The sequence below is a fragment of the Pseudoalteromonas spongiae UST010723-006 genome (assembly GCF_000238255.3).
GTDB lineage: Bacteria > Pseudomonadota > Gammaproteobacteria > Enterobacterales > Alteromonadaceae > Pseudoalteromonas > Pseudoalteromonas spongiae.
The window spans coordinates 1,063,715-1,086,102 of sequence record NZ_CP011039.1; the positions used below are offsets into that span (position 1 = coordinate 1,063,715).

General features: G+C 40.9%; 22 protein-coding genes. 14 read left to right on the plus strand and 8 right to left on the minus strand.

Annotated features, from left to right (window positions below; genetic code table 11):
- The first annotated feature begins 29 nt into the window (after positions 1-29).
- The 4 genes from bcsE to tyrR all read left to right on the plus strand — a co-directional run bounded on the left by bcsE (position 30) and on the right by tyrR (position 5,120).
- Positions 30-1,622 (plus strand): cellulose biosynthesis protein BcsE, encoded by a 1,593-nt coding sequence (bcsE, locus tag PSPO_RS04995; protein WP_010560521.1) that lies wholly within the window; start codon positions 30-32, stop codon positions 1,620-1,622.
- Positions 1,622-1,786: a hypothetical protein gene (locus tag PSPO_RS21630; protein WP_158523435.1), complete on the plus strand. Its 165-nt coding sequence runs from the start codon at positions 1,622-1,624 to the stop codon at positions 1,784-1,786. The genes bcsE and PSPO_RS21630 overlap by 1 nt, the downstream gene beginning before the upstream one ends.
- A 3-nt stretch (positions 1,787-1,789) precedes the next feature.
- Positions 1,790-3,400 (plus strand): cellulose biosynthesis protein BcsG, encoded by a 1,611-nt coding sequence (bcsG, locus tag PSPO_RS05000; protein WP_010560520.1) that lies wholly within the window; start codon positions 1,790-1,792, stop codon positions 3,398-3,400.
- A gap of 172 nt (positions 3,401-3,572) precedes the next feature.
- Positions 3,573-5,120, plus strand: a complete 1,548-nt coding sequence (tyrR, locus tag PSPO_RS05005; protein ID WP_010560519.1) for a transcriptional regulator TyrR — start codon at positions 3,573-3,575, stop codon at positions 5,118-5,120.
- A gap of 42 nt (positions 5,121-5,162) precedes the next feature.
- Here tyrR and PSPO_RS05010 read toward each other — a convergent pair whose 3' ends face one another.
- Positions 5,163-5,648 carry a hypothetical protein gene (locus PSPO_RS05010; RefSeq protein ID WP_010560518.1) on the minus strand — a complete coding sequence of 162 codons (486 nt, stop codon included), beginning with the start codon at positions 5,646-5,648 and terminating at the stop codon, positions 5,163-5,165.
- A gap of 86 nt (positions 5,649-5,734) precedes the next feature.
- On the opposite strand from PSPO_RS05010, the gene PSPO_RS05015 reads away from it, so the two are divergent.
- Positions 5,735-6,268 (plus strand): thioesterase family protein, encoded by a 534-nt coding sequence (locus PSPO_RS05015; protein ID WP_021033069.1) that lies wholly within the window; start codon positions 5,735-5,737, stop codon positions 6,266-6,268.
- A 99-nt stretch (positions 6,269-6,367) separates the two neighbouring features.
- On the opposite strand, the gene PSPO_RS05020 is transcribed toward PSPO_RS05015, so the two are convergent.
- Both PSPO_RS05020 and smpB read right to left on the minus strand, forming a co-directional pair.
- Positions 6,368-9,022, minus strand: a complete 2,655-nt coding sequence (locus tag PSPO_RS05020; RefSeq protein ID WP_010560516.1) for a TonB-dependent receptor plug domain-containing protein — start codon at positions 9,020-9,022, stop codon at positions 6,368-6,370.
- A gap of 265 nt (positions 9,023-9,287) precedes the next feature.
- Positions 9,288-9,770, minus strand: coding sequence for an SsrA-binding protein SmpB (smpB, locus tag PSPO_RS05025; RefSeq protein ID WP_010560515.1), 483 nt, complete (start codon positions 9,768-9,770; stop codon positions 9,288-9,290).
- A 118-nt stretch (positions 9,771-9,888) separates the two neighbouring features.
- Between smpB and PSPO_RS05030 the strand changes: the two genes are divergently transcribed.
- Together PSPO_RS05030 and PSPO_RS05035 are read left to right on the plus strand one after the other, a co-directional pair.
- The gene (locus tag PSPO_RS05030) at positions 9,889-10,320 is read left to right on the plus strand and encodes an SRPBCC family protein (RefSeq protein ID WP_010560514.1); all 432 of its coding nucleotides are present in this window, start codon (positions 9,889-9,891) and stop codon (positions 10,318-10,320) included.
- Positions 10,321-10,650 carry an RnfH family protein gene (locus tag PSPO_RS05035; protein ID WP_010560513.1) on the plus strand — a complete coding sequence of 110 codons (330 nt, stop codon included), beginning with the start codon at positions 10,321-10,323 and terminating at the stop codon, positions 10,648-10,650. It begins immediately after the preceding gene.
- A gap of 66 nt (positions 10,651-10,716) precedes the next feature.
- On the opposite strand, the gene PSPO_RS05040 is transcribed toward PSPO_RS05035, so the two are convergent.
- Complete coding sequence (locus PSPO_RS05040; RefSeq protein WP_010560512.1) at positions 10,717-11,064, minus strand: outer membrane protein assembly factor BamE; 348 nt, start codon at positions 11,062-11,064, stop codon at positions 10,717-10,719.
- A 110-nt stretch (positions 11,065-11,174) separates the two neighbouring features.
- On the opposite strand from PSPO_RS05040, the gene PSPO_RS05045 reads away from it, so the two are divergent.
- Complete coding sequence (locus PSPO_RS05045; RefSeq protein ID WP_010560511.1) at positions 11,175-11,495, plus strand: GIY-YIG nuclease family protein; 321 nt, start codon at positions 11,175-11,177, stop codon at positions 11,493-11,495.
- Here the strand turns inward: PSPO_RS05045 and PSPO_RS05050 are convergent.
- The 4 genes from PSPO_RS05050 to ilvC form a co-directional block, all read right to left on the minus strand.
- A complete protein-coding gene (locus tag PSPO_RS05050) occupies positions 11,449-12,360 on the minus strand; it encodes a M28 family peptidase (RefSeq protein WP_010560510.1) in 912 nt (303 codons plus the stop codon). The two genes, PSPO_RS05045 and PSPO_RS05050, sit on opposite strands and share 47 nt — an antisense overlap.
- The gene (locus PSPO_RS05055; protein WP_010560509.1) at positions 12,357-13,520 is read right to left on the minus strand and encodes a tetratricopeptide repeat protein; all 1,164 of its coding nucleotides are present in this window, start codon (positions 13,518-13,520) and stop codon (positions 12,357-12,359) included. Before PSPO_RS05055 ends, PSPO_RS05050 begins: the two co-directional genes overlap by 4 nt.
- A 79-nt stretch (positions 13,521-13,599) precedes the next feature.
- Entirely contained in the window at positions 13,600-14,502 is a 903-nt protein-coding gene (locus PSPO_RS05060; protein WP_010560508.1) for a Dyp-type peroxidase, read from the minus strand.
- A 92-nt stretch (positions 14,503-14,594) separates the two neighbouring features.
- Complete coding sequence (ilvC, locus tag PSPO_RS05065) at positions 14,595-16,070, minus strand: ketol-acid reductoisomerase (protein WP_010560507.1); 1,476 nt, start codon at positions 16,068-16,070, stop codon at positions 14,595-14,597.
- A 127-nt stretch (positions 16,071-16,197) separates the two neighbouring features.
- On the opposite strand from ilvC, the gene ilvY reads away from it, so the two are divergent.
- From ilvY to PSPO_RS05095, 6 genes are all read left to right on the plus strand, one after another.
- On the plus strand, positions 16,198-17,088 hold the full coding sequence (gene ilvY, locus PSPO_RS05070; RefSeq protein ID WP_010560506.1) for an HTH-type transcriptional activator IlvY: 891 nt from the start codon (positions 16,198-16,200) through the stop codon (positions 17,086-17,088).
- Between the two features lie 196 nt (positions 17,089-17,284).
- Positions 17,285-18,067, plus strand: a complete 783-nt coding sequence (locus tag PSPO_RS05075) for a MipA/OmpV family protein (RefSeq protein ID WP_010560505.1) — start codon at positions 17,285-17,287, stop codon at positions 18,065-18,067.
- A complete protein-coding gene (locus PSPO_RS05080; RefSeq protein WP_010560504.1) occupies positions 18,057-18,443 on the plus strand; it encodes a DUF3019 domain-containing protein in 387 nt (128 codons plus the stop codon). Before PSPO_RS05075 ends, PSPO_RS05080 begins: the two co-directional genes overlap by 11 nt.
- 9 nt (positions 18,444-18,452) lie before the next feature.
- Positions 18,453-19,139 (plus strand): response regulator, encoded by a 687-nt coding sequence (locus tag PSPO_RS05085; RefSeq protein WP_010560503.1) that lies wholly within the window; start codon positions 18,453-18,455, stop codon positions 19,137-19,139.
- A gap of 22 nt (positions 19,140-19,161) precedes the next feature.
- On the plus strand, positions 19,162-20,403 hold the full coding sequence (locus tag PSPO_RS05090; protein WP_010560502.1) for an ATP-binding protein: 1,242 nt from the start codon (positions 19,162-19,164) through the stop codon (positions 20,401-20,403).
- 165 nt (positions 20,404-20,568) lie between these two features.
- A complete protein-coding gene (locus PSPO_RS05095) occupies positions 20,569-22,347 on the plus strand; it encodes a DUF4856 domain-containing protein (protein WP_010560501.1) in 1,779 nt (592 codons plus the stop codon).
- Positions 22,348-22,388: the final 41 nt, after the last annotated feature.

The window sequence follows — 22,388 nt, forward strand, 5'->3', positions numbered from 1 at the left end:
TGTGTTTATAAAGCAAAAGTGGGTTAAATGTGCATAAATTAAACTTTTTGGGTATTCAGAGCGAGCATGGGCTTATTGTCAAAGCTGCAACTTATGCGCTTTTCGCCAACAGCGAAGAAGCAGGTATTGAGCTTGCCTTGAGCTCAATAAACGAACAAAGCAAGAGCTTTGTAATATCGCAAGACCCTGAGCGATTTTCTGCTAAATCAGATAAATGGCCGCAACTTAAAAAAGCGCAACTTTTTGCCTTAGATACATCTTTTTTTATCGAAAACAGCACGCAGTTTATTTCACAAACAATTGAAGAGCTAAGTTATTATTCTGGCTTTCGCGGTGCGCATTTAATTATTCACTTTTCCGAAGATTTAGCTAACCACTTTGAAGCTAAATTAGTTAAAAAACTATTGCATAAAACGCAATCTATAGCTGAACGCTACAATATTAGCCTGATTTTTTTGTTTACGGGCAAAACAGCGCAACAAAAGGCGCCCACTTTTTTAGCTCACAGCAAATTAATTGACGGCGTTGCCCATCTTAATAGCCATTTAATGAACCACAACTTGTACTTTGATTTTTGGCGCAGTGAAAAAGGGGTGGTAAGCCAGATAAGTTATCAGTTGTTTTTTGAACAACCGGTATCGGCCGAGCTAAACGTTCAAAATGAAGCGAATGTTGAACCTGTTTATCAAAATTTAGAACAGGTTTTTATTAGCAAAGAGTTGTTGCCTAGCGATACAAAATTACCGCCACATTATTTAATATGCGACGATAACCAAAGCGTAGCCGAACATGCTCGCGAAAATAAAGCTGCAACAGTGGTTTTGTGTGCGTCCCATGATGTTAAAAAGACGGAACTTGCTGCACTTAGCTATGAATTACGAGATGTTTGCGGGCCTTGGCTAAAAATTGTAATTAAAAACAAAGATGGCGTGTTACGTCACCACGATGAGTGTGTATTTTTAACCTTAGGCGTTAATTTAATTTTGCACACAACCACAGATATTTCACGTTTGATGTCGCAGGTGCAAGCTTTGCAAGGCGTTAAGTTTGTGCGTACGCTGCCAAAAGATTACAAAGCAGTACTGGCTCATGCTAAAGGGGTGGAAGCAAAAGGGTATTTAACACCAAGTAGCTTTGTTGATGCCGTGAAACTGCAACGTGAAGCCAGCTTATCGACGGGGATTAGTGGCGTTTTGGTGATCCTGGATTTGATTAAAGGTGTCGAGCCAATTGATGCATTACGTCTTTTTTCTGTAAAACGTAACGGTGATATTTTTACTGCGAATCAATCGCAAGTTTTGCTTTATTTGCATGCTTGCCGAGAAAATGATGTGGATAACGCCATTGAGCGATTATTCAGATTAGCAATCAGTGAGTTCTTTGTCGCTCATAGCATTTATTCGCAAGACTTATACATAGAACAAGTTTGCCGAGAACTTAAACACGCCGACGACAACAAAGAATTAGAAGATTTCTCCGTACAGTTACTTGAATCAGCGGTAGAGCAAGTGCCACTTGCAATGAGTACATCTGGACGCACGGCTGTTGTACACGATATAAACCGCTTTCCAAGTCGTAAGCCTTGTAAAGCACATCCTCTTAAGCTTCTGGAAAATAATTAATGTACTTAACTTATATTATTTTAGCGTTTATTTTTGGCATTGTGATAGGTATTGCAATAGCGCAGTTTTCAAAAGAGCTTAAGCATTTTGTTACTAAGCTATACAAAGCGTGGACGTTTAAACATAAAGCGATTCACCCATATAAGCCGCAGGAAAAAGAATAATCAATGAGCATTGCACACCCAGATAAAGATCCGTTGCGTTATGACGCACTAGGGCTTTGGAATTTATATTTTTTAGTCAAGCTAGGCTTATTTTTCTCAGATGTTATCGATTTGCATGTACTGGAAAATATTGCGTTTATTGCGTTTCTTTTACTGCCACTCAAGCATGCCTTGTTGATTAAGGCCAAACATATTATCGGGGCATTTGTCGCATTATTTTTATTGCATTATGACTCTTATTTGCCACCGCTTAGTCGCTTACTTGAAAGTGGTGATCTGCTTAGAGATTTTAGTTTGCCATACCTTATCGAGTTGTTGTCGCGCTTTTTATCGTGGCAGTTCGTCGCCATGGCGCTGGTTTTGGTCATTGTTTATATTTATTTGGTAAATTGGGTTCGTTTTACCACGGTGAGTATCGCGGGTATTTTGTATATTGGCGCATTACAATTTTTTGCCAGCCAAGAGAGTATGCAACCCGCGCCAACTTATGTACAAAATAGTGCGCAAGCAACGCAACAAAATGTACAAAGCACCTCCTTAAACCCCGAACAAGCAATGTCGGCGTTTTATCAACAACAAGCGCGCTTAAAAACCGAATTTCCAGCATCTAACCAAGGTGGTGACTTTGATATTGTGCTACTCAACGTGTGTTCACTTGGCTGGGACGATTTAGAGCGAGTGAACCTTAGTAAGCACCCTTTGTTTAATCAGTTTGATTTACTGTTTGATAACTTCAGCTCAGCTACGTCGTACAGTGGACCTGCAGGTATTCGTTTATTAAAAGCAAGCTGTGGGCAAACATCTCACCAGGGCTTATATTCAGATGCTAATAAGCAGTGTTACTTGTTTGAGAACTTAAAGTCGCTGGGTTTTGATAACGACTTTGCTATGAACCACAATGGTAATTTTGATAATTTCCTTGGTATGGTGGAAAGCCAAGGGCGTGTTGATGCAAAACTGCAGTCGTTACAAGGTGTTAAAATTGCACAGCGCTCGTTTGATGGTACACCTATTTTCGATGATGGTCAGGTATTAAATAAGTGGCTTAAATCAAGGCTAACTTCAAACAAGCCACGTGCGGCACTTTACTACAACACCATTAGTTTGCACGATGGTAATGTGATTGAAGGACGCAGTAAGTTTGGCAGCAGTTTAAAAAGCTACGGCACGCGTACAGAAATCTTATTTAAGCAATTTAACCAATTCTTTACGCGTTTAGGACAAAGCGGTCGTAACTATATGGTGGTTATGGTACCAGAGCATGGTGCATCACTGGCGGGCGATAAAATGCAAATTGCAGGTATGCGTGATATTCCTAGTCCAGCAATTCTAGATATTCCAGTGGGCGTTAAGTTTATCGGACCAAATGCCAAACCAAATAGTGCACAAAAAGTGATTTCTGAGCCGTCTAGTTATCTGGCTATTTCAGAGCTAATTGCCCGCGCAACGCGACAAAACATCTTTAGCGGCACCTTAGATCTTGGTATGTTAGCCGCTGATTTACCGAAAACACCTATGGTGGGTGAGAACTCGGGTACGCGAATGCAGATGTTTAATGGTAAGCCATATATTCAACTCGATGATGGTGAATGGATGGTTTACCCGGGATATTAAATAACCTGAAATTGGGTTAATCAAAATAGGGAGCGTTTGCTCCCTTTTTTGATTTGAGTGAATAGTTATGGGTTATAGCTTTTTTGTTCATTTATGTTTACAAATTTTCTTCCAATCTTTGGTTTTTTCAGTATTATCAAAATATTGTGCTTAAGCTGGTAATGGGGAAATTATGCGCTTAGAGATCCATTGTGCGGACCGAATTGGTATCGCGCAGGAAATACTCAATATTTTAGTAAGTTACCAAGTTGACTTAAAAGGTATTGAAGTTGATTCAGTTAACTGTCGGATGTATGTCTCTTTTCCACCAATTGAGTTTGAACAGTTTCAGAAAATTATGCCTGAAATTCGTTTAATTCAAGGTGTAGAAGATGTAAGAACGACCGCATTTTTGCCTTCTGAGCGAGAGCATAATGAGCTTGCAACCTTACTAAGCGCACTACCCGATGGGGTTATTTCTATTGATGTTAAAGGTATTGTGCGCCAATGTAACGACTCAGCTTGCCGTGATTTAAATACATCAAGCACAGAGGTTATTGGCCAGCATATTAATACCCAACTGAAAGGGTTTAACTTTACACGTTGGTTAGAAAGTACAGAAGTGCTTGCGCAAACAACGCGTGTTGAAGTGAACGGTGAAGATTTTATTGCCGATATCTTACCAATTTCAGTGCCTGACTCTGAAAATGAAACGATTTTTGTCGGTGCGGTAGTTAATATCAAGTCGCAAAGCCGTTTAGGTGAGCAGGTAAGTGCCTTTAGACGACAAGGCAACGAGAGCTTTGCAACTATTCATACTCATAGCAGCGCCATGCGCAAAGTAGTGCGTGAAGCGCGTAAAATGGCGCAGTTAGAGGCGCCTATTTTAATCACTGGTGAAACGGGCACAGGCAAAGAACTGTTAGCGAAAGCGTGTCACTATGCGTCAAATCGCGCAAATAAACCATTTGTTACGTTATCGTGTGCATCCTTGCCTGATGATGTGGCTGAACCTGAATTGTTTGGCTGTGCATTGCCGAATGCTGAAAGCCGCGGTGTATTAGAACAAGCCGACGGCGGTACTGTATTTCTTGATGAAGTAGGGGAAATGTCGGCGCAACTGCAAACTAAATTACTGCGATTTTTACAAGACGGCACTTTTAGACGTGTTGGCAGTGAAAATGAAGTCAAAGTTAATGTGCGGATTTTAGCGGCAACACAAAAAGATATTCCAGGTATGGTACAAGAAGGGCGCTTTAGGGAAGATCTTTATTATCGCATTAATGTACTTAGCCTAGAGCTTGCGCCATTAAGAGATCGTAAAGCCGATATTGTGCCGTTAACCGAGCATTTTATTAGCCGTTATTCGCATCAATTAGGGCGTAAGTCGCCGGTATTAGATGACACTATTACCGCGTTTTTACAACAATATCCGTGGCCGGGTAATGTGCGCCAATTAGAGAATTCTCTATATCGTGCTATTTCACTGCTTGATGATGAGAATTTAAGTATCGAGCATCTACAGCTACCAAGTTTTACCAATGATTTGGGTTATCTTGAGTCTGATTTTGAAGGTACGCTAGACCAAGCGGTGAAGCGCTTTGAATCGACCCTTTTAAGAAAGCTGTATCCAGCTTACCCAAGCTCGCGTCAACTTGCGAAGCGTTTAGGCTTAAGCCATACGGCAATTGCAAACAAGTTACGCGAGTATGGCATTAACCGTAAAACTATTAAGGTGTAATGGTTGTATGTAGGTGGGCTAGTTTACGTTAAGTGACTAGCCCTAACGTCGTCTTCCGTTGTCTTTGGTAATGCCACTTGGAATAATGTAGTTAATACCGTCTTTATTAAATACGATTTTGACGCTGGGGTTGCCATTTTTTAAAAAATAGTTGTATTGATCAATCCATAGAATATAGTCGCCACGCACCGGGTACTCTAAACGCTTTTTTTCAAGCTTAATAATATGTGGTCCTAATCGCCATTCAAACTCAGATATATAACCATTGGCAAACTCCTGTACAAAAACCGCTTGATCGTCTCCTGCCAGAGTAAGTGCAATCGAATAAGAGTCCGGCATTTGATCCATTGGGTATTCTTGGTTACCTATGGTAAATAATTTATTTTGTTTGTCCCATTTAAAGCCAAAACTAAACTCTTGCTTTAAACCTGATGGGTAAATAACTGTGCCGCTACCAGGTAAATCAAAACTTGCCTTAAGCTGAAAGCTAACGCACATAAGTATAAAAATTGAGATATACGACTTCATAAAACCCTTTAAGTATTGTTTTTTGTACTTGAGTTTATTATTAAACCTGAGAAAATGAACTTTTCTGGTAAGACCACTCAAGACAAATGAATTTATATTTTAGATTACTGTTACTCTTTTATCGGATAAAGCGTAATAAACTTTATCAACCTTTGTTAGATGAGGTTGAAATTGATTTTCGAGCACTACCAAGCGACTGCGATATTAACCTTCATCTCACTAATTCGCGTTATCTTGCCTTTATGGATTTGGCGCGTACTTGGATGACTGAGCGTTTGGGGTTATTTTCAGTGGTAATGAAGCGTCGTTGGTTTCCAATTGTAAATGCCACAGCAATTACCTACATTAAAGACATTAAACCTCTGCAAATATTCACTGTGGCAACACAATTAGTTGGCTGGGATCATAAGTATTTTTATATTAAGCAAACGTTCAAATCAGAGCGTGGCTTACATGCTGTTGCTTATGTCCGAGGTGTATTTAAGAAAAAAGGTGGTATTGTAAGCGTTGAAGAAATGTTAGACGCAGCAGGTTTTGATGGCGAAGCGCCAAAGCTACATGAAGAAATTGTACATTGGAAAGAAATGCTTGAGTGCAAAAAGCAACGTGACCATGTTTAGTGTTAAATGAAAATTTTTAGATGTGTGCCCTAGTTAATCTAAAACTTAACTAACCCAAAGAGTAAAAAAGCCCCTTTCGGGGCTTTTTTGCTTTAGTGCTTAGAACTTATAGTTTGCTTGTAAATACATAAAACGGCCTTGGCCACTGTGCACATTGGTCGCAAAACCCATAAACTCATCATAGGTAAATGGCGGCTCTTCGTTAAATAGGTTAGTAATACCTAATGTGAGTGTTGTATTTTCAATACCATGGTAGTTAAAGGTTGCATCAACCGTGATAAATTCATCGACATCAGATAATGTAACCGTTTGATTTTCGATTTTGTTACCTTGAGCATCTCTTGCTGTTTGCACGCGGACGGAATCATCTTGCTTAAATGAATCAACAAAGTTAAGCGCAAGTGATGTTGTAAAATCATTTATCGCGTAATCTGCACTCAAGGTGAAGCGCAGCTCAGGTTGCTCAAAGTCACCAGCTTCAGTATCGACACGCTGACCACCATTTCCATCAGGGCGCTTATCTTCATATTCCAGCATGTAATTCATCACATAAGAGAATTTAAAGTCGCCGATTTCTGTTGGTAAGTTATATTTTACATCGATATCAAGACCTGACGTGGTTAAGTCACCAATATTTTGGAAAGTATCGTAAATAACAACGACTTCACCAGGGTCGTTAGGAATGCCAGTTGGTATACGTTCTACAACGTCTGGGTTACCGCCTTGTGTACTAAATATAAACTGAGTATCTGAATCGATAATATCTTCAATATCATAGCTATAGTAATCAACTGATACGCTTAAATCATCGGTAATATTGTACACTACACCAAGGTTGTAACTTTCAGATTCTTCAGGACCTAAATCCGGGTTACCTTCAAAAACTGCGGTATATTCGAATGGGTCGCAGCCAAGACCAACCAAGTTACAACGATAGTCATCAACCAAGGTAGGGGATTCATCAGTGCGGCCAAGGCCAAGTTGGTGTAGCGATGGTGCTCTAAATGCCGTACCCCAAGAGCCGCGCACAAGTAGGTTATCTATCGCGCGCCAAGAAAAAGACAACTTTGGATTAGTGGTATCACCAAAATCACTGTAGTCCTCATAACGGACCGCCAGTTGCACCTCTAAGTCATCAATAACCGGCACGGCAACTTCTGCAAACAACGAACTATTGTCACGCGTGCCGTTTGCTTGTGTCGCTTCGGTACCAAAAATTTGACCACGTAAATATTGATCGTCTGGGTTATCGCTAATCGATTCTTCACGATATTCAGCACCCACAGCCAGCATCAGTTCACCTGCAGGTAATTCTGCTAATGGACCATTTACTTTAAAGTCGAATGTCTTATTGGTTGATTTACCGATACGTGTGGTAGTGGTTTCAATATAATCTAGCACCTGTTGGCCATTTGATGATGGTTCAAATGGGTCGTATGCGCCTGAATCAATCGCTTCTTGTAAGCGCACTTTATTAGGGAAACCGTCTACACCGCGCTCGACCGACTGACTTTTAATGTAAGAATAGGCAGCTTCATAGCCCCAATCTCCCCATTCACCCTCAAACCCTAAGATTGCACGGTAATAATCTGCATCAACACGCTTTTCGCGGTTGCCAATATCAACCATGCGGCGACGCATCGTTAAATCTTGGCCATGGAATTCATGGTCAGGCATATTGGCAAATGGATGGTTGATGTTGTCACCATCCATAAACAATTCATTAAAGCTTGGACTGCCAGCACCACGGATCATGGTTTTTGAATTTTGACCGTTAAGCTCTGTGAATACACGGAAAGTATCATTTACATTGTAACGACCTGAGTAATTGAAGCTAAAGCGCTCATTTTGCGGGAACATGGTCATATAAGGTGCATAGTCATAGCCGCATAAATTGCCAATAATATCTTCTGGTGCACAAACGTCATTGCCAAAGGTGTCTGGCATACGATTAGTGGGATCAGACTTTAGTGCGATAGTGCCAGGAAAACCTGATGAAGAGCGAAAATCAGTAGCGTAAACATCGCCCGTGCGTGCTCGTTGATTGGCTGTTGCGCTATAATTACGGTCTGCGTAAAGTACTTCTTCGCGATTAAAATAATCAAGTATAAAGGTGTGAGAGCTGTTATCTGTGGTGTTACCAAAAACCACTGAAACATTTGTTTCTTCACCACCGCCATCTGCGGTATCGCCATATTTTGCGCTAATTTCTACACCGTCGATGTCATCCCGTAAGATAACGTTAATTACACCAGCAATCGCATCAGAACCATAAGTAGCAGATGCGCCATCTTTTAGGATATCAACACGTTTGATTGCGGCGATTGGGATATTGTTAATATCAACAAATGCGGTATCAATGCCTTTTGCAAATGGGCTTACCGACACGCGGCGGCCATTTACTAAAATTAATGTAGAGTCAGCACCTAAACCCCGTAATGACACACTCGAGCCGCCATTTGCGGTATCGTCACTGCTGTTGGCTTGCGTTGAAAATGTTCCTTGGCCAGAAATTGGTAGTTTTGCGAATAAGCCAATTAAGTCGGTAACGCCTGTTTTGGCAATATCATCAGCTGATAAACTTGTTACGGGTGAAGGGCCTTCAAGGTCGGTGCGTTTAATATGAGAGCCAGTGATCTCTATGCGTTCGACTTGCTTTTCTTGTTCAGCATTAACTGTATAGGCTGAAAACAGTAGTGACGCAGAAATAACGGAGGTTAAGGAGTTAAGCTTAAACTTTGTAGCGCGTTTCATGGACCATTCCTTGTTTGATTATTATAAATTAAACGGTAAATTCATAACGTGAATCAACCTTTTAAATTAATAACATGTTAATCATAAATTAACAATAAGGTAACTTTTGTCCCTAAAACTAAAGTGTAACTTTGTTTGTAAAAAGATTTAGTTTGACGAGGGATCTTATCTAGAGGTGTTTAGGGTGTGAGGCAATATAGGTTGGTTTTAATTGGCATAAAAAAACCACGCAGAGGCGTGGTTTTTTTTATAATTTACTGGGAGCTTAACGTGCTGAATGTTTCATCATTCGTTCTTTTTCTCGAGCCCAGTCTTTATCTTTACTGTCGGCACGCTTATCGTGCAGCTTCTTACCTTTAGCAAGGCAGAATTCAAGTTTAACCCAGCATTTTTTCCAATACATAGCAGTGGCGATTAAAGAAAAACCGTCGCGTTCTACTGCACCCACTAAACGATCGATTTCACGTTTATTGAGCAGCAGTTTTCGTGGCCGCATTGGATCGCACACAACATGTGTAGACGCTTGAATTAAAGGCGTAATTTGGCTTGCATGTAAGTAAGCTTCGCCGTTTTTAACTTGAATAAAGGTTTCGGTAATATTTACTTTGCCGGCGCGAATACTTTTCACTTCCCAGCCTTGTAATTCCATACCAGCTTCAAATTTATCTTGCAGCAAATACTCGTGTCGCGCTTTTTTATTTAGCGCGATGGTATTGCTTTGTGCTTTTGGTTTTTTGTGTTTTGCCATAATGCCGCCATTATACTTATCCGCTATGGTTTTACACTATTTTTTGCCATTCCACGGGTTATTTTTTGTTTCTGCGTCAAACCTTGATAGAATTCGCGTTGTTAAATCTGGAGAGAATATGCCGCAAATTAGTCGATCTGCGCTCGTGATGTTTAGTGCGCAGCAAATGTATGATTTAGTTAATGATGTTTCTAAATATCCTGAATTTTTGCCAAATTGCTCTGGTGCGAAAGTACATAACCAAAATGAGTTGTGTATGTCTGCATCAGTAGAAATCTCGAAAGCTGGCATGCGTAAATGGTTTTCAACGGAAAATACATTAAAAGCGGGTCAAGCGATTGATATGCGCCTGATTGATGGCCCGTTTAAAACCTTGGCGGGTGGTTGGAAGTTTACAGCGCTTGATGATCATGCTTGTAAAGTGAGCTTAGAACTCAATTTTGAATTTACCAACAAGCTAGTCGAACTTGCATTTGGCAAAGTATTTAATGAAGTGGCAAATAATATGGTAAAAGCATTTACTCAGCGCGCGAAGCAGGTTTACAAATAAATGAAATCGATAGAAATAGTTTACGCACTGCCTGACAGCGCAACAGCGGTGACGTTTAATACTGAGGACGACTTAAGCGTTGAACAGGTTATTGGGCAATGCGGCATTTTAGAGAAATGTCCTGAAATTGATTTAACAAAGCTTGCGGTAGGTATTTGGAATCGTACCTGTAAGTTGCATCAAATCGTAAAAGACGGTGACCGAATCGAAATTTATCGTCCATTAATTGCCGATCCGAAAGAAGCGCGCAGACGCCGCGCAGAAAAAGCGAAAGATGAGGGCAGGGCAAACAAGATTACGGGTGGGCGTTCAGGACGTCGCCAATCATAAAAACAAAAAAGTCATGCAATTGCATGACTTTTTTTACGTTAATCTGAAGTCAGATTAAGTGTTAACTTATTGCTCAAGCGGTGTATTAAATGTTTCTGGTGTTTCATAATCACCGCGTAACGCTTTTAGTTTGTCGCCTTCAAATTCGACCACAAGCTCTTTGCGCACTTCGCTGTCTCTGCCTGGGTTAAATTGATATAAGTAATACCAATTGCTCTCATCAAATGCATCTTTTGCGATTGGTTGACCCAATACATAGAGTACTTGTTCACGTGTCATTTCAACACGTAGCTTATCAATATCGCTTTGCTCTAAAAAGTTTCCTTGTGGAATTGGCATTCTATATAGCCAAGATGAGCAACCTGAGGTAAAAACGATCACTGCGCACAGCGAAATATACTTAAACCATTTCATTGAATACTTTAATCCTTACTACTAATCGCACCATGATACCTCTTGCTATCAGGTTATAAAAGTGTAAATTTGACCTAAATTTTACAATGAAGTTCCCAAGTGTTTGTTTTATGTCGCAGTTAGAAAGTCCCACCAAACAAAGTCATGTACAGTCTACTTGGTTTATTTACATAGTTGAAACCCGCTATGGTCATTGGTATACCGGCATTACAACGGATGTTGCACGACGCTTTTGCCAGCATAGTTCAGGCAAAGGAGCAAAAGCGTTAATTGGTAAGGGGCCGTTAAAATTACTACTTGAGCGGCAAGTGGGCAGCAAAAGTGACGCCAGTAAGTTAGAGTATCAAGTCAAAAAATTATCAAAAAAGCAAAAGGTCAGCTGGGTTAACGCCTGCTTAGCAACTGATAGTTTGCATCCAATTGAGAAATGACCTTAGCAATATTATGTAAGCTGCCATCAAAAAAAGCATGATCAATATTTTCATAGGTGTCGTGTTGGCTATGATAATTGCTATGCTCACCTACGCCAAAATACAAAATAGCAATGCGCTTGCGGTGAAATTCGCGGTGATCGCCCGCATCAAGTATGCGTCTGCGTTGATTTTTAATTGTTCGATTATAAAAGCCATTACCTCTTGTGAATTTTACCTCGCTGTTTTTATGCCAAATGTTTGTGCGAAGTGATTCAATAAACGCCTTAGATGGCGCATTATAAAGGCCAAGTAGTTTGTTACGCTTGCTCACTCCAAGCATATCTAAGTTAATATTGATTAGTACATTTGACAGCGGGATGGGTGAAGCCTTGATAAATTCGCGGGCGCCGAATAAGCCAGACTCTTCTGCATCGGTTGCGAGAAAAAGGTAGTTAAGTTTTCTATTGGGTTGTTTGGCGATGAGTGACGCCAATGTAATTAACGCAGCAACACCGCTAGCATTGTCGTCGGCGCCATTATAAATGTGCCGTCCTTTGGTACCTAAATGATCAAAGTGCGCGGAGATTACTACCGTTGGCCTGTTGGCAATTTGTTCGCTGGCTGCAAGCACATTGTGTGCTTCTTTTTCACCAAAAAAGCCACTGCTGTAGCGAAACGGCACTTTGTAATTGGTAAATACGGGGGAGAGTCCCGCATTTTGAAATTGTTTTGCAATATAGTCGGCTGCGATGCTGGCGTGCAGCGTGCCTGTTTTTCGCCCCGCAAGTTGGTCATGGCTGAGTATTTGTAAATGACTATGGGCCTTAAGTGTATCTTGCGTTGTTACACTCAGTGATAAAGCGAAGAAAAGTGCGTGTATCATCTCAATAACTGCGCACTTAACGACATTATTTTTCCTCGATAACGGCGTTTTTCGCTGTCAAAATAAGCATGCTTTTCGGCTTGTTGTAACTCGCTGAGCGCTTTGTCGATATCGCCAATCATAAAGTATGCCTTGGCCAAGCCAAAGTGACTTTCGTGAATTTCGCGGTCGAGTTTAATCGCTCTTTTAAAAAAGCTGATAGCGGTTCGGTAGTCATTTTGATAAAGCGCTTCGTTGCCTTTAGCAATCGCATAATAGGGGTTTTTGCTGCGTTTTCGTTCAAGTGCAATCCGAATATTTTGGGCCTCAAGGCTACGTCCTGTTAGTTCATATAAGCGAGCTAAATTACCCTTGGCAGTATTGTTATCATTATCGAGAGAAAGCGCGTGGTTGTAGGCAAGTTCTGCCTTATCAAATTGATTATTAATGCGATAAAGCACGCCTAAATTGCCGTAGGTAGAGCCGTAGTTGGGAGCACTTTCGATTGCTGCACTAAAATACGAATAGGCGAGGTGGTGTTCGCCATTAATCATCGCGGCAGCCCCTTTATTGTTGTAAAACATCGCTAAGGTTACGTCTTCACTAATAATTTTAGAACGAAATTTGTGACGCAAACTACTAGGGTTGAAATCGATGATGAGATCACCTGTGGTATCGTAAATGGTTGAGGTAAGCGCAACATCACTGGCACTTGGACGCAAAATACGTAAATTAACGTGCCCAGTTAGCAAGCTGTAGCCATTTTCGCTTGCCCAGTATTCAGGAATATACACTTGCTGAAAACGCGACGCCAAGCCAAGGTGTTTAGACATGCTGTAGGCCATAATCGACAGCGAGAGGCAATTGGCATTATTGTTGTTGAATGTATCTTCTGCAGTAAGGGTTGCACCCGATAGGTAGTCTAAGCTTTGGTTTTGTGGGCTGAAAATGTATTCAACCAGTGAGCGGGTTACAACACGTTTATCAATATCGCGTGACACGGCTTGTTCGATAAGGGCTTTGGTATTGTCAGATAAACTGAAGACGTCTTTTTTTGTTTCAACAGGAATACGCGTAAATTGCGTGTCGTTGATAAGTTGATTTGGCGGTGAAATGGCTTTTGGTGTGCTGTTACATGCCGCCAAAACTAATACTGAAATTAAGCAAATCAAGATGCGCATATTGAACCTCTTTGAACACCATACTTAATGTTAAAGATAGATAAAATATGCGCAATTTGCTTGTTTAAATTGTTACAGCTTATGTCGTCACAATCTGTGTTAATTGTGTTTGTGACGGGGCAAACCAATATGCGCTGTTAACTGCTTTTGAGTAATCGATTAGTTTGTCATAAATACCATCTTGGGTTAGGCCAAACATGCGTTCGAGTTGAATTTGAAAGCGTTGTTGTTCACAGGCAAAGCCTAAAAAGTAGAGGCCTTTTTCGTTTGCGTTTCCAAATGGCACACTGCGGCGATAGAGTTTCATGGCCACATTATCTACTTTCACGTCGGTACGCGATACATGCGAATTTTTTGGCATATCATCGCCTTCAAGTTCGATGGAATCTGGTTTTGTGCGACCCACTATTTTTTCTTGGACGGTAACGGGCAGTTTTTCAAATTCACTCAGGTCATGCACCCATTTTTGCGTTAAAACAAAGCTGCCTTGCTGATGAGAATGTGACGTTGGCAGTAGTGCTGCTTCTGCTTTTGCTGCTAAATCTTTTGGATTTGCACTGCCATCGACAAAGCCGGTGAGATCACGATTATCTTTGTATCGAAACCCTGGGCACTCAAGCGCTAAGATAGCGACGCCGTTTAACTGTGATTGGCATAATTGCATCGCGTCAAACACACCATCCAAATCATCACCGTGCAACCAAATTAATAAATCGTGTTGGGTGGCGGGCGCAGTGTGACCAAACGGCCCTGAAAGCGTTGCAAAATCAGTAAAGTCAAGCGCTTCAGCTTGGTTGTCTAAATGTTGCCAAAGGCGTCTGCCAAATGCGATAACTGAACTACAGTTGAGGTTGTCGCTAATATTTTTTAATGCATTTTTTAGTACGTTAATGGTTTCTGCATCTCGGTTGGTAATGACATATTCTAAAAAGTAGCTATGCCTATTATTGTCATCGAAGATACCAGATTGTGCATGTTCCATTTGATTGGCCCCTTTATTTGTTTGCGCTACATTAACCCAGAAATAAGGCAAAAAAAAGCCCGCTAAAGCGGGCAGTTTACTCAGGGTTTACCTTAAATAATTGGTTTCATTGCTGACATATAACCACGCAGTGTTTCACCAATCACCTCTACTGGGTGTGTGCGAAGCGCTTTGTTTACTTCAATCAGACGTGCATTCTCTACGCGATTATCGGTTGGAGATAGTCCTTTACCGATTACGTCTGTGTTAACTGTGGTCATAAAGTCTTTTAATAATGGTAAGCAGGCATGGTTATATAAGTAACAACCGTATTCTGCTGTGTCTGAAATGGTTGCATTCATTTCATAGAGTTTCTTACGCGCAATTGTATTGGCAATTAACGGTGTTTCATGCAGTGACTCATAGTATGCTGATTCATCTTTAATGCCTGCAGCTGTCATGGTTTCAAAGGCAAGTTCAACACCTGCTTTCACCATAGCAACCATTAGAATGCCTTTATCAAAGAACTCTTGCTCAGTGATTTCATCACTGGTATTTGCTTGCTTTTCAAAGGCCGTTTCGCCAGTTTCTTTGCGCCAGCCTAGTAATTTAGCGTCATCTTCCGCCCAGTCAGCCATCATACCTGATGAAAATTCACCACTCATAATGTCGTCCATATGCTTGTTATAAAGCGGACGCATAATTACTTTTAGCTCTTCAGATAAGTCAAACGCTTTGATTTTTGCAGGGTTTGATAGGCGATCTAACATGTTAGTTACACCACCGTACTTGAGTGCTTCAGTGATCACTTCCCAGCCATATTGCAGTAACTTTGAAGCGTATGCCGCATCAATACCTTGCTCAACCATTTTATCGAAACACAGTAGTGAACCTGTTTGCAGCATGCCACATAAAATAGTTTGTTCGCCCATAAGATCTGATTTTACTTCCGCAACAAATGACGAAAGTAACACACCTGCACGATGACCACCGGTACCTGCAGCATAAGCTTTAGCTTGCGCTAAACCTTTACCTTCTGGATCATTTTCAGGGTGCACTGCGATAAGCGTTGGTACACCAAAGCCACGCTTATATTCTTCGCGTACTTCAGTACCTGGACACTTAGGTGCAACCATAATTACGGTAATGTCATCACGTACTTGCATACCTTCTTCAACAATATTGAAGCCATGCGAGTAAGCAAGTGTTGCACCATGCTTCATTAGTGGCATTACTGCTTCTACTACGCTGGTATGTTGTTTGTCAGGCGTTAAGTTAAGTACTAAGTCAGCATCTGGGATAAGTTCTTCGTATGTGCCTACAACAAAACCATTATCGGTGGCGTTAAGGTAAGATTGGCGTTTTTCAGCAATCGCTGATTCGCGCAATGCGTAAGATACATCAAGACCGGAATCGCGTAAGTTTAAGCCTTGGTTAAGTCCTTGTGCGCCACAGCCAACTACAACCAATTTTTTACCGACTAACGCATCCACACCATCGACAAATTCAGATGGGTGCATAAACTCACATTGAGCAAGCTGCGCAAGCTGCTCGCGTAACGGTAAACTGTTAAAATAATTCGTTGCCATGTCTCATTCCTAAATAAAAAAATCGCTGCCTTTTGCAGCATTGATTTAACCATAAAAGAAATTTTTAATTGCGTAAAATGATATATTTGAACTATTGTATTACAAAAAATGAAATATAAGTTTTTCAATGGATATCAAACGTCTGCAATTATTTTTGGTGCTGGCAGAGCAATTGCACTTTGCAAAAGCGAGTGAACTGGCGAATGTCAGCGCGCCAACGCTTAGCCGCAATATAAAACAACTAGAAGACGAAGTTGGAGCTATTCTTTTTAATCGCAATAAGCGCAGTGTGTCGTTAACTAAGCAAGGTGAAGCATTTGTCCGTTATGCCAGAGCCACGATTGGCGAATGGCAAATGTTTCGCGCATCGCTCAATGAAGCAGGGGAGGCGCTATCGGGTGAAGTGAAGTTATTCAGCTCTGTTACCGCAACGTATAGCTTTTTGTATGACTTGCTCAAAAAAGTAAGACTGGCGCATCCACACATTGAAGTAAAATTAAATACAGGTGACCCAGCACTAGCCATTGAGCGGGTAATGAAAGGCTTTGAGGATATGGCTATTGCGGCAAGGCCCGATAAGCTGCACGACAGCCTTGCGTTTTTCTCACTTGGCTCGTCTCCCTTAGTATTTATAGCGCCAAATGATGATGGACCTTTAGGCACCGTAATCAATGATGCAATTAGTGAGCGAGTAGATATACCTTGGCAAAAATTACCTTTTATCGTGCCGGACCAAGGGTTAAGTCGTAAGCGCTTGGCAGACTGGTGGCAGAAAAATGGTATTAATCCGTTAATTTACTCCAAAGTAGCAGGTAATGAGGCGGCCGTTTCTATGGTGAGTTTAGGTTTTGGTGTGGCACTTATTCCAAAAGTTGTTGTCGATAATAGTCCAATAAAAGACAAGGTACAGATTTTGTCGATGCCGGATCCGGTACCTGCATTTGATGTTGGCTTGGTCACTAAAAAGGCGCACTTACAGCAACCTATTATGAATGCAATTTGGCAGCTGCTTAAGTAACACTAACTAAAGACTAGTGATTTATTTTTAAACAAAACGCTTTTATCTCTAATGAAAATGGGTGAATATTTGTATATTTTTCGGCGAAGCTTGTAAGTAATTGTAATTTTTGTTGCAGGATTTGTTCGGATTGGTAAAGTGCGCGTAATTTCTCGGAGAATTTTAAATATTGAAGCATATAGTTTGCATAATTATATTGTTTTTTAGTTGGGGAAGTTGTGCTCAGCAAAGCGAAAATGCAATTGAGCTAAGTCAATTAAGACTTGGTGTAGCATTAGGTTTTGGCACAATTACAAATCCACTCAATGATGGTGATAATTTACCGTTAATTGTGATCCCCGATATTGCATACTATGGTGAACGTGCTTACTTTGATAACGGTCAACTTGGTTTTACCTTATCTGAACATAACCGGCATGTATTTAATCTTATCTCCGAGTTCAATCCAGAAAATCGCTTTTTTGTGACATGGCACCCCGCCAATGTATTTATTGCTCGAAACGCATTCACGGAACCTGCAAATTCGGAACGGATCTCTATTTCAGAAATAAATAGCCCTAAGTGGGCATTAGATGGTGGTGTGAATTATCAGTATATTGCCGATACTTGGCGCTTTTCAGCCAGTGTATTGCACGATATTTCTAATGTACACAAAGGTCAGCGCGTTGCATTAAGCTTAAGTAAAGGCTGGCAAACACAATCTGGATTATTGAGTGTGCGTTTGGGGCTTGATTATTTATCTCACAAACTCGCAGATTATTATTATGGTATTCAAGCCGACGATCAGGTTGGCATTACGTTTCAGCAAAATGCTGCCTGGTTGCCTCACGTAGAACTAAGTTGGCATAGGCAAATTAATCAACATTTTGGTTTGTTAGCAAAAGTAAAATACCACTATTATGGTTCGCTTAGTGATAGTCCTTTATTTTCGAGTAATCAAAGCGTGACAGTATTTACTGGGATGACCCATGTTTTTTAGATGCTGTCTGTTTTTTATATTGTGCGTATTTAACAGTGCGGGCGTTGCTGCAGAGCAAAAAGCGCATTTTCAGTTAGCTCCTGCGGTGTGCATGGTGCAAAACAGTGATGATGTGTGTCAGGTTGATGTTAACTTTGAATGGCAGATAAAAAAAGCAGAGGATGTTTGCATTTTACGCGATCAAACCCCTTTAAAATGTTGGCAAAATGCCACTGAAGGGCGTTTTAGTTATAAAGCTGACGTTCAGTTTGGCACTGTATACTCCTTGGTCAATCGGAAAACTGGCAAACAAATCGCCAGTGCGAAAATCAAAGTTCAAAGCAGCAATACCAAGTCGCAGCGTAGGCGATTACGCACCCCTTGGAGCTTTTTCTAGGAGACAAAGATGGCGCATATTTTATTAGTGGAAGACGATATTGCCTTACAACAACTGACCAAAGATTATTTAGAACACAACGGTATGACGGTTGATGTGTTAAGTGATGGTTCTGAAGTGATGGCGGCACTTGAAGCTAATATGCCTGATTTAATGATTTTGGATGTCATGCTGCCAGGTAAAGACGGTTTTAGCGTGTGTCGTGAAGTACGCGATCGCTACCAGTTGCCCATTTTAATGTTGACCGCAAAAGGCGAAGATTTTGATCAAGTGATTGGTCTTGAGCTGGGCGCCGACGACTATGTCATTAAACCAGCTGAACCAAGAGTTTTATTAGCACGTATCTCTGCGCTACTGCGTCGTGGAGCAGTAGAAAAAAGTAGTGAAGAACTGCGTTTTGGTACGCTTACTATTGATAAAAACAGCCGTATTGTTAAGTTGCTTGGTGAAGAAGTGAGCTTAACCTCGCACGAATTTGAATTACTGTGGTTACTGTCAAACAGCGCAGGCGAAGTACTTAGCCGTGACTTTGTGCACGAGAAAATGATTGGCCGTGAGTACGATGGCTTAGACAGAACCGTAGATGTACGTGTGTCTCGACTACGTAAAAAACTTGGCGATAATAGTGATAAACCCTATCGCATTAAAACCGTATGGGGACAAGGCTACTTGTTCGTATCAGATGCTTGGGGATAATCACAAGCTGCAAGGAATTTAGATGGGCAAGTTATTTGTTAGCTTATACGCCTATATTATCATCTCTATTTTTATTCTTAGCGGTGCGCTCGAGAAACTATGGCCTGAACCCAATGGCATAGATGCGCTACCGCTTGCGCCGCAAGTCACAGAATCTCTCTCCCAACTAGCAAAAACCGCTAATGGCATTACTAAACTCAAAGATATTTATCAAAACGAAGTGATTTCGTCTGATCTTGTTGCATTTTTGCCAGAACAAAGCGCCGATTTAAAGCAAGGGCTAGCAGTACCAGTATTTGACGGTCCGCAGCAAGTAATCTGGTATTTGCGGGTAAATGATAAAGAATTACTGAAAATTGGTCCGTATCGTTTTGATGTTAATAGTTACGACTCGGTATGGCCATTTTTCATTATGTTGTTGGTTATTGGTTTACCCGTTGCGGCCTGGAGTTATTGGCTATGGCGTGATTTTAATCAGTTGGAAAAAGCATGTCACAATATAAGCGCGCCGGAAGATTTACAAATCAGCGGTGACGACAAATCTGCTTTATTGCCAATAAAACAAACATTAATGGCGATGAAAGCGCGTATAAAACACTTATTGGACAGTCAGCGCGAACTTACCTCGTCTGTATCTCACGAGTTTAGAACGCCATTAGCACGGCTTAAATTTGCGATTGCGATGCTGGAACAAACACAAGGCGATGATAAAAGTAAGCCGTACTTTGACGGTATGCAGTCCGACATTCAAGAGCTAGAGTCGCTAGTGAGTGAAATGCTGGAGTTTGCAAAATTAGAACGAGAAAAACCGCAACTTAATATTGAGTTGTACGATGTAGTCGCGCAAACACAACACTTTGTGCAAAAGCTTGGCTTTAACCACTCAACTGCTATCAAAATTGAAGCAAACACAGCCATTCAATTAAACGCCGACCCACACTTCATTGGCCGCGCAATTCAGAACTTTATTGGTAATGCGCTGAAATACGCAGAGCAGCAAGTAATCGTTACCTTGACGCAAACCTCAAATACTATTTTTATTAAAGTGGCTGATGATGGTCCTGGCATTGAACAATCCGAGTGGGAAAACGTATTTAAACCATTTACCCGTTTAGATAAAAGCCGCAATAAAAAAATCAAAGGATTTGGCTTAGGGTTAGCAATCGTGCAAAAAATCATAAACTGGCACGAAGGTGAATGCTATCTTGAAAGTGGCCCGTTAAAAGGCGCATGTTTTGTAATTGCGTTACCTAAAAAACCTTAATTTGATCTCTGCTAAACTAATGCAGCATAAACCTGCTATGCTGAATTTTTGTAAACAAAACATTAAAATAAACTAAATGAGATTGATTCTCATTGGTTTTGAAGTTTATAATAGCGTTAGTTTATAAATCTTCATTAATAAAAATTATACTTTATAGGTCACATAATGATTAATTTTCGTAAATCTGCGTTAGCATCAGCTGTGCTTGCTGTATCTCTTGGCTTAACTGGCTGTGGTGGTAGCGATAGCAAAAAAGATCCTGTAACTCCTGTAAACCAAGCTCCAACTGATATCCAAATCTCAGCATCTTCAATTGCTGAAGATACACTTGGCGCGGCTATTGGTGCACTAACTGCAACAGATGATGCAACATCAGGTCTAACCTTCACTGTATCAGACGAACGTTTTGAAATTGTTGATGGCGAACTTAAAGTTAAAAATCATTTAGCGGTTAACTTTGAACAAGAAACAGAAATTACTGTAACTGTAACTGTAACTGATGCAGGCGGTTTAACTTTTACAAAAGACTTAACGCTTAACGTAGCTGATGTTGATGCGGTCGCCGGCGTAAATACCTATGAATTTAATTCAAAACTAGGTGAGGGTTCTTCAGTTTCTTACACAGGTCAAACTGCGCGTCATGCACTCTCGGCAGAAATTAAATATTACATGGGTTTAATGACAGTTGAGTACATTGAGACTAATGGCATTATGGCTGCTGATGTAAGAGCTAAGTTAGATGCACTTTGGGGCGACTACGCGGCTGTTGCAGATTCTTCTATTTCTCACCTAGGCTCAGATTTATCAGCTTATAAGCAAAAGTCATTTGCTGAAATTTCAAGCTCAGGCAAAGAATTAAGTGGCAAAATTGCAGGTAATGATGCAAGCAAAATGTATCAGGATTGGTTAGTAGCTGGCACGTTTAAAGGCTGGAATGATTTTGGTACACGCGCAGCAACGCCTGAAGGTTTAGTTGAGCATTACTTTGATTTATTCATTGCTCAAATTGAAAAAGTGAACGCGGGTGAAGCGCTAGTAGATGCAAATGGTGTTGCTATTTCAAAAGCATATATCACACCAGAAGGCTTGGATTTAGTTCAACTGGTTCAAAAGCATACCTTAGGTGCGCTAATGTTCTCACAAGGTGCTGATGACTACCTTGGTGAAGGTCTTGAGACAGACAATAAAGTAGCGCAGAAAGAGTCAGCAAAATACACAGCTCTTGAGCACCAATTTGATGAAGGCTTTGGTTACTTCGGTGCGGCGCGTAACTATCTAGAATACTCTGACAGCGAGATTGCTAAAAAAGGCGGTCGCGAAGACTTCCAAGGTAAAAATGATATTAATGGTGATGGTGTAATCGACCTAGCGTCAGAGTTTGTGTGGGGCAACTCTTCAAATGCAGCAAAACGTGACCTTGGCGCAACAGTTACAACTGACTTAACAACGCAGGCAATGCTTCACTTTATTGCTGGTCGTAAAATGATTACCGATAACCATGGTTCGGACCTAAGTGAGTTCTCAGCTGACGATCAAGCAAAATTCCGCGAGCATGTTTTCCAAGCCGTAAATGCGTGGGAAAAAGCAATTGCTGCGACAGTTGTTCATTACATTAACGATGTAATTGCTGATATTGAAAACATTGAAGACGGCGAATACACATCAGCTGAATTTGCGGATTACGCTAAGCATTGGGGTGAAATGAAAGGTTTCGCACTGAACTTCCAATTCAACCCATATTCACCGTTTGCAAATCATGAACTAAACCCGAAAAAAGATACGGTAGGCGAAGCAAAATTTGTGGAAATGCATGACTTATTCGGCGACATGCCAGTACTTGCTGATGCAGATGCATTTGCACAGTACAAAGCACAATTAATTGCAGCGCGCGATATTTTAGATGATGCGTTTGATTTTGAAGACGCGAACTCAGAAAACTGGTAATTTAAAAAACGTTTTAAATTGATATAAAAGGTTAGTAATTT

What these genes read in the sequence shown, in the direction of transcription:
- PSPO_RS21630 (WP_158523435.1), top strand. Translation starts at nt 1,622, where the DNA reads ATGTACTTAACTTATATTATTTTAGCGTTTATTTTTGGCATTGTGATA.
- bcsG (WP_010560520.1), top strand. Translation starts at nt 1,790, where the DNA reads ATGAGCATTGCACACCCAGATAAAGATCCGTTGCGTTATGACGCACTA.
- tyrR (WP_010560519.1), top strand. Translation starts at nt 3,573, where the DNA reads ATGCGCTTAGAGATCCATTGTGCGGACCGAATTGGTATCGCGCAGGAA.
- PSPO_RS05010 (WP_010560518.1), bottom strand. Translation starts at nt 5,648, where the DNA reads ATGAAGTCGTATATCTCAATTTTTATACTTATGTGCGTTAGCTTTCAG.
- PSPO_RS05015 (WP_021033069.1), top strand. Translation starts at nt 5,735, where the DNA reads ATGAATTTATATTTTAGATTACTGTTACTCTTTTATCGGATAAAGCGT.
- PSPO_RS05020 (WP_010560516.1), bottom strand. Translation starts at nt 9,022, where the DNA reads ATGAAACGCGCTACAAAGTTTAAGCTTAACTCCTTAACCTCCGTTATT.
- smpB (WP_010560515.1), bottom strand. Translation starts at nt 9,770, where the DNA reads ATGGCAAAACACAAAAAACCAAAAGCACAAAGCAATACCATCGCGCTA.
- PSPO_RS05030 (WP_010560514.1), top strand. Translation starts at nt 9,889, where the DNA reads ATGCCGCAAATTAGTCGATCTGCGCTCGTGATGTTTAGTGCGCAGCAA.
- PSPO_RS05035 (WP_010560513.1), top strand. Translation starts at nt 10,321, where the DNA reads ATGAAATCGATAGAAATAGTTTACGCACTGCCTGACAGCGCAACAGCG.
- PSPO_RS05040 (WP_010560512.1), bottom strand. Translation starts at nt 11,064, where the DNA reads ATGAAATGGTTTAAGTATATTTCGCTGTGCGCAGTGATCGTTTTTACC.
- PSPO_RS05045 (WP_010560511.1), top strand. Translation starts at nt 11,175, where the DNA reads ATGTCGCAGTTAGAAAGTCCCACCAAACAAAGTCATGTACAGTCTACT.
- PSPO_RS05050 (WP_010560510.1), bottom strand. Translation starts at nt 12,360, where the DNA reads ATGATACACGCACTTTTCTTCGCTTTATCACTGAGTGTAACAACGCAA.
- PSPO_RS05055 (WP_010560509.1), bottom strand. Translation starts at nt 13,520, where the DNA reads ATGCGCATCTTGATTTGCTTAATTTCAGTATTAGTTTTGGCGGCATGT.
- PSPO_RS05060 (WP_010560508.1), bottom strand. Translation starts at nt 14,502, where the DNA reads ATGGAACATGCACAATCTGGTATCTTCGATGACAATAATAGGCATAGC.
- ilvC (WP_010560507.1), bottom strand. Translation starts at nt 16,070, where the DNA reads ATGGCAACGAATTATTTTAACAGTTTACCGTTACGCGAGCAGCTTGCG.
- ilvY (WP_010560506.1), top strand. Translation starts at nt 16,198, where the DNA reads ATGGATATCAAACGTCTGCAATTATTTTTGGTGCTGGCAGAGCAATTG.
- PSPO_RS05080 (WP_010560504.1), top strand. Translation starts at nt 18,057, where the DNA reads ATGTTTTTTAGATGCTGTCTGTTTTTTATATTGTGCGTATTTAACAGT.
- PSPO_RS05085 (WP_010560503.1), top strand. Translation starts at nt 18,453, where the DNA reads ATGGCGCATATTTTATTAGTGGAAGACGATATTGCCTTACAACAACTG.
- PSPO_RS05090 (WP_010560502.1), top strand. Translation starts at nt 19,162, where the DNA reads ATGGGCAAGTTATTTGTTAGCTTATACGCCTATATTATCATCTCTATT.
- PSPO_RS05095 (WP_010560501.1), top strand. Translation starts at nt 20,569, where the DNA reads ATGATTAATTTTCGTAAATCTGCGTTAGCATCAGCTGTGCTTGCTGTA.